Raw genomic sequence first — 4,908 nt, forward strand, 5'->3', positions numbered from 1 at the left:
CGGGGAGTAGTAGTTGAGCACCATGGTCCGGTCGACGTCGTGCCAGCGCTCCAGCGACTCGGCCAGCGGCCGGCGGATGGACCGCCCGGCGTTGTTGATCAAGATGTCCACTCCGCCGAGGCGCTGCTCGACGTCGGCGACCAGCGCGTCGACGGCATCCAGATCGGACAGGTCGCAGGAGATCGCCGTCGCGTCGCCGCCGTTTTCGGTAATGCGGCCGACCAGCTCGTCGAGCAGATCCTGACGGCGGGCCACCGCGACCACGGTGGCGCCGCGGCGGGCGAACTGTTCGGCGGCCCGTTCGCCGATGCCGGACGAAGCCCCGGTGAGCAGGACGCGCTTGCCGGCGAGGTCGATCTTGGTGCCGCCTGACCCGGGCAGCAGACGTGGGGTCAGCGGCGGGCGCATGCTCGCCATCGTGATCTGGTCGGCCAGTCGGCGCAGTGGATTCTTACTCACAAGTCAGGAGTCTAGGTGGCGCCGACCGGCTCGATCGTGCCGCTGGCGTCACGCTCGGCCTCCGCGGTGACGCCAACGTCACGCTCGACGAGCCATCGTTAGAAGTAGCGCGGGAACGCGCTCCAATCCGGCGGACGTTTCTCCAGGAACGCGTCGCGGCCCTCCACGGCCTCGTCGGTCATGTATGCCAGCCGGGTGGCCTCACCGGCAAACAGCTGTTGGCCCACCAGCCCGTCGTCGAGCAGATTGAACGCGTACTTCAGCATCCGTTGCGCCTGAGGCGATTTCGCGTTGATTTCGGCGGCCCACTGAATGGCCTCCGACTCCAGCTCGGCGTGGTCGACGACGGCATTGACCGCGCCCATGTGGTGCATCTGCTCGGCGGTGTAGGGCCGGCCGAGGAAGAAGATCTCGCGGGCGAATTTCTGGCCGACCTGTCGAGCCAGGTACGCGCTGCCGTAGCCACCGTCGAAGCTGCCGACGTCGGCGTCGGTCTGCTTGAACCGGGCGTGCTCGCGGCTGGCCAGGGTCAGGTCGCAGACCACGTGCAGGCTGTGCCCACCGCCCGCGGCCCAGCCGTTGACCACGCAGATCACCACCTTGGGCATGAACCGGATCAGCCGCTGCACCTCGAGGATGTGCAGCCGGCCGGCCCGGGCGGCGTCGACAGTGTCCGCGGTCTCGCCCGCGGCGTACTGGTAGCCGCTGCGGCCGCGGATGCGCTGATCGCCGCCGGAGCAGAACGCCCAACCGCCGTCCTTCGGTGACGGCCCGTTTCCGGTCAGCAGCACCACCCCGACGTCGGGCGACATCCGGGCGTGGTCGAGCACGCGGTAGAGCTCGTCGACGGTGTGCGGGCGAAACGCGTTGCGCACCTCGGGCCGGTTGAACGCCACCCGCACGGTCGCGTCAGCGACGTGCCGGTGGTAGGTGATATCGGTCAGGTCGCCGAATCCATCGACCGGCTTCCATTCATCAGCGTGAAAGGGATTGTCGCTCAAGGTTATTGAATTCCGTCCAGTCGAAAGACCGCGCAGCGGCCGGCCAGTGCTTCGAATTCTTCCGGTCGGCCTTCGGTCACCAGGCCGGCGCGCTTCATGAAACCGACTCCGCTGGGCACCTCTTCGGGGAACACCCGCAGCACCGGGCGGGCATCATCGGCGCACAGTTCGACCATTCTGACCCGTCGAACACTTCGGCCGCGAGCGACGGTAGCTTCGCCGGCGGCGCGGACGTTGGCCACCCAGTCGGCACCGGGAAATCCCGCGACGACGTACTCGTGGCCGCCGACGGCCATCGGGGTAACGGGAGTCGAGCGCTCACGTCCCGATTTGCGTCCGGCCACCGTCAGCACGACCGGGCTCTCGCCGCCGAAACTCAGGCCCAGCCGCGACATTCGGATGAAGAGCTTGTTGGCCGGTTTGAGCCACCATGGCGGCCGGACCGATTCGCTGCTGCTCATACCGCGACGGTACCCGCTGACGTTGTCTAGTCTTTGCCCCGTGTCCCATCCGCATGAACCCCATCTGGGTTCGGTCTCGGCACGCCTGAATTGGCTTCGCGCGGGGGTTCTGGGCGCCAACGACGGGATTGTCTCGACGGCAGGCATCGTCGTCGGAGTCGCCGCGGCGACCGTGGCGCGCGGCCCGATCATGACCGCCGGAATCGCCGGGTTGGCCGCCGGCGCGGTGTCGATGGCACTCGGTGAATACGTCTCGGTCAGCGCGCAGCGCGACACCGAACAGGCTCTGCTGCAGCAGGAATGGCGCGAGCTTCGGACCGACCCCAGCGCAGAGTTGGACGAACTCGCGGCGTTGCTCGAGGCCAAGGGGTTGTCGGCGGCGACCGCACGCACCGCCGCCGAGGAACTCACCGACCACGATCCGATGGTCGCGCACGCCGAGGTCGAGCTCGGCTTCGATCCTGCGGAGCTGACCAACCCGTGGCAGGCCGCGCTGTCGTCGGCCTTGTCGTTCGGCGTGGGCGCGTTGCTGCCGCTGATCGCCATCCTGGTCGCACCGGTCGCACTGCGGATCCCGATCACGGTCGCGGCGGTGCTGTTAGCTCTGGTGATCACCGGGGCGGTCTCGGCCAGACTTGGTGGGGCGCCGAAACACCATGCGGCACTGCGTAATTTCGTCGGCGGGGGACTGGCCCTGGCGATCACCTACCTGATCGGCCATCTGGTCGGCGCCGCGATCGGCTGACCACTAATCCTGTTCGAGAAACCCCTCGATGCCGTCCGGCATGGCGCTGGATCCCGGCGCGGTGACGGCGTCGAGCCGGGCGATCGCCTCGGCGTCCAGCGTCACGTCGCCCGCGCCGAGGTTCTCCTCGAGGTGCGCGATCGACCGCGTACCCGGGATCAGCAACGTCGTCGGCGCGTGCGCCAGCAGCCAGGCCAGACCGACCTGAGCCGGTGTGGCGCCGACCTCGCCGGCGATGTCGATCACCACCGCGTTGTCGGATGCCTTGGGGAAACCCGGAAATGCCGACCCGAGCGGGAAATACGGCACCCAGGCGATGTTCTCGGCCGTACAGACCTCGATCATCTCCTCCTGCGAGCGGTCCATCAGGCTGTAGGAGTTCTGCACGCAGGCGATGCCGGCGGGCAGGGCGCGCTGCAGGATCGCGAGCGGCACACTGCTGACGCCGATCCCGCCGATCTTGCCTTCGTCGCGCAGCGCGATCATCTCAGCCAGCTGGTCGTCGAGGTCGACGATCTGGTCGCCCTCGGCCTGCACGCCCGGCCCCAGGTCCATCCGGCGCAGGTTCACCACCGGTATCCGGTCGATGCCCAGTTGGCTCAGGTCGTCTTCGACGGCGGCACGCAGCTCGGCGGGCCGTTGGGCCGCACCCAGCGGTATCGGTTCCTCGCCGGTGTATCGCGCACCCACCTTGCTGACGATGACGAGGTCATCGGGGAAGGGCGCCAACGCTTTACGGATCCGGCGGTTCACCTCGCCGGGACCATAGAACGATGCGGTGTCGATGTGGTTGACGCCGAGTTCGACCGCGCGGCGGAGCACCGCGACCGCGTCGTCAGGCGAGGTCTCGAACAGTTGCATGGCGCCGTAGCCGACTCGGGCGACCGGGTAGGTGCCGATGCTGCCGGCGCCGCCGGGGTGTGGCTTGTCAGTCATGGTGCTCCTGTCGTTCGTGAGACACTGGTAGAAATGCGGAGGACCCTCCGTTTGTTCGACTGTAGCAGAAACGGAGGATCCTCCGCTTTGGTTGAGAGTGTTCGGTCCGACGCCCGCCGCAATCGGGAGAAGCTGCTCGAGGCGGCGACCGCGGCATTCACGGTGGCCGACGGGCGGCCGGTGTCGCTGGAGTCGATTGCCCGCGATGCCGGTGTCGGCATCGGCACGCTGTATCGCCATTTCCCCAATCGTGAGGCGCTGGTCGAGGCGATTTACCGGACTGAGCTGGCCGAAGTGGCCGCTGCCGCCGAACGGCTGCTGAAACGGTATCCGCCGAAGGCTGCGCTGCGCCGGTGGATGGACCGCTATGCGAGCTTCGTCGCCGCCAAGCGCGGGATGGCCGAGTCGCTGCACGCGATGTTCGACTCCGGCGCGATGCAGCCCAGCCAGACCCGCGACAGCATCGCCGGTGCCATCGACTTGCTGCTGCGGGCTGGTGCCGACGACGGCAGCCTGCGCTCCGATGTGCAGGCCGACGACGTGGTGTCCAGCCTGATCGGCATCTTCTTGGCTAGCGGTTCGTCCGAGCAGACCGGCCGGCTGCTCGACCTGTTGGTGGCCGGTGTCGCCAAGCCGGGAATCAATTGACCCCGCGCGTGGTAGAAGCAGGCATGAAACTCAACGATGCTGCGCGTGAACTGATCGGCAACGGCGCCGACGCCACCCTGGTCACCCTGAATCCCGACGGCAGTCCCCAGGTGAGCGTGGTCTGGGTGGCGTTGCGATCCACACCCGACGGCGACGAGCTGGTCACCGGCCATCTCGCCGAGCACAAGAAGGTCCGCAATGTCCGCCACGATCCTCGCGTCGCAGTGACGATTGTGAATCCCGGAGACGTGGGCAAATCCCTGCGGTCGTATATCTCGATCGACGGGACCGCGCACATCGAGGAGGGCGGCGCCCCCGAGCTGCTCGAGCAGCTGTCAGAAGAACTGTTGGACCCCAACGTGTTTCCGCCAAAGGATGCGCCGCCGGGATACGTGACCCACATCCGCATCGACAAAGTCGGCGGGGTCGGCGTCTAACCTCAATGCCGAGTGTGCGTCCAGCCGCACACCCGAGCCGAACTCAGCCGACCGCGCGGCCGGCGCCCTCCCAGAAGCGTGCCCGCACGGCCTTCTTGTCCGGCTTGCCCAGCCCGGTCAACGGCAGCGCGTCGACGATCTCTATCCGCTTGGGTGACTGCACCGAACCCTTGCGGTCCTTGACCGCGGCCTGGATCTCGGAGGTCATCGCCTCGATCGCG

General features: G+C 67.7%; 7 protein-coding genes and 1 pseudogene. 3 read left to right on the forward strand and 5 right to left on the reverse strand.

The genetic code is table 11. The annotated features are described in order from the left end of the window. From VN856_RS01740 to VN856_RS01750, 3 genes are all read right to left on the reverse strand, one after another. On the reverse strand, positions 1 to 459 hold a 459-nt coding region (locus tag VN856_RS01740; protein ID WP_325685539.1), incomplete at its 3' end, for an SDR family NAD(P)-dependent oxidoreductase. Positions 460 to 557: 98 nt separating this feature from the next. Further along, a complete protein-coding gene (locus tag VN856_RS01745; protein WP_325685541.1) occupies positions 558 to 1,460 on the reverse strand; it encodes a 1,4-dihydroxy-2-naphthoyl-CoA synthase in 903 nt (300 codons plus the stop codon). A gap of 2 nt (positions 1,461 to 1,462) precedes the next feature. Beyond that, complete coding sequence (locus VN856_RS01750; RefSeq protein WP_325685543.1) at positions 1,463 to 1,921, reverse strand: nitroreductase family deazaflavin-dependent oxidoreductase; 459 nt, start codon at positions 1,919 to 1,921, stop codon at positions 1,463 to 1,465. 40 nt (positions 1,922 to 1,961) lie between these two features. Between VN856_RS01750 and VN856_RS01755 the strand changes: the two genes are divergently transcribed. Then, on the forward strand, positions 1,962 to 2,666 hold the full coding sequence (locus VN856_RS01755) for a VIT family protein (protein ID WP_325685545.1): 705 nt from the start codon (positions 1,962 to 1,964) through the stop codon (positions 2,664 to 2,666). Positions 2,667 to 2,669: 3 nt separating this feature from the next. Here VN856_RS01755 and VN856_RS01760 read toward each other — a convergent pair whose 3' ends face one another. Then, the gene (locus VN856_RS01760) at positions 2,670 to 3,602 is read right to left on the reverse strand and encodes an aldo/keto reductase (protein WP_325685547.1); all 933 of its coding nucleotides are present in this window, start codon (positions 3,600 to 3,602) and stop codon (positions 2,670 to 2,672) included. Between the two features lie 87 nt (positions 3,603 to 3,689). Here VN856_RS01760 and VN856_RS01765 point away from each other — a divergent pair, with 87 nt between their 5' ends. Continuing rightward, the gene (locus tag VN856_RS01765; RefSeq protein ID WP_325685549.1) at positions 3,690 to 4,250 is read left to right on the forward strand and encodes a TetR/AcrR family transcriptional regulator; all 561 of its coding nucleotides are present in this window, start codon (positions 3,690 to 3,692) and stop codon (positions 4,248 to 4,250) included. A 23-nt stretch (positions 4,251 to 4,273) separates the two neighbouring features. After that, positions 4,274 to 4,687: a PPOX class F420-dependent oxidoreductase gene (locus VN856_RS01770; RefSeq protein ID WP_325685551.1), complete on the forward strand. Its 414-nt coding sequence runs from the start codon at positions 4,274 to 4,276 to the stop codon at positions 4,685 to 4,687. 43 nt (positions 4,688 to 4,730) lie between these two features. On the opposite strand, the pseudogene VN856_RS01775 reads toward VN856_RS01770, so the two are convergent. Next, positions 4,731 to 4,908, reverse strand: a pseudogene (locus tag VN856_RS01775) (acyl-CoA synthetase); the annotation flags it as partial.

The sequence above is a fragment of the Mycobacterium sp. genome (assembly GCF_035603715.1).
Lineage (GTDB): Bacteria > Actinomycetota > Actinomycetes > Mycobacteriales > Mycobacteriaceae > Mycobacterium.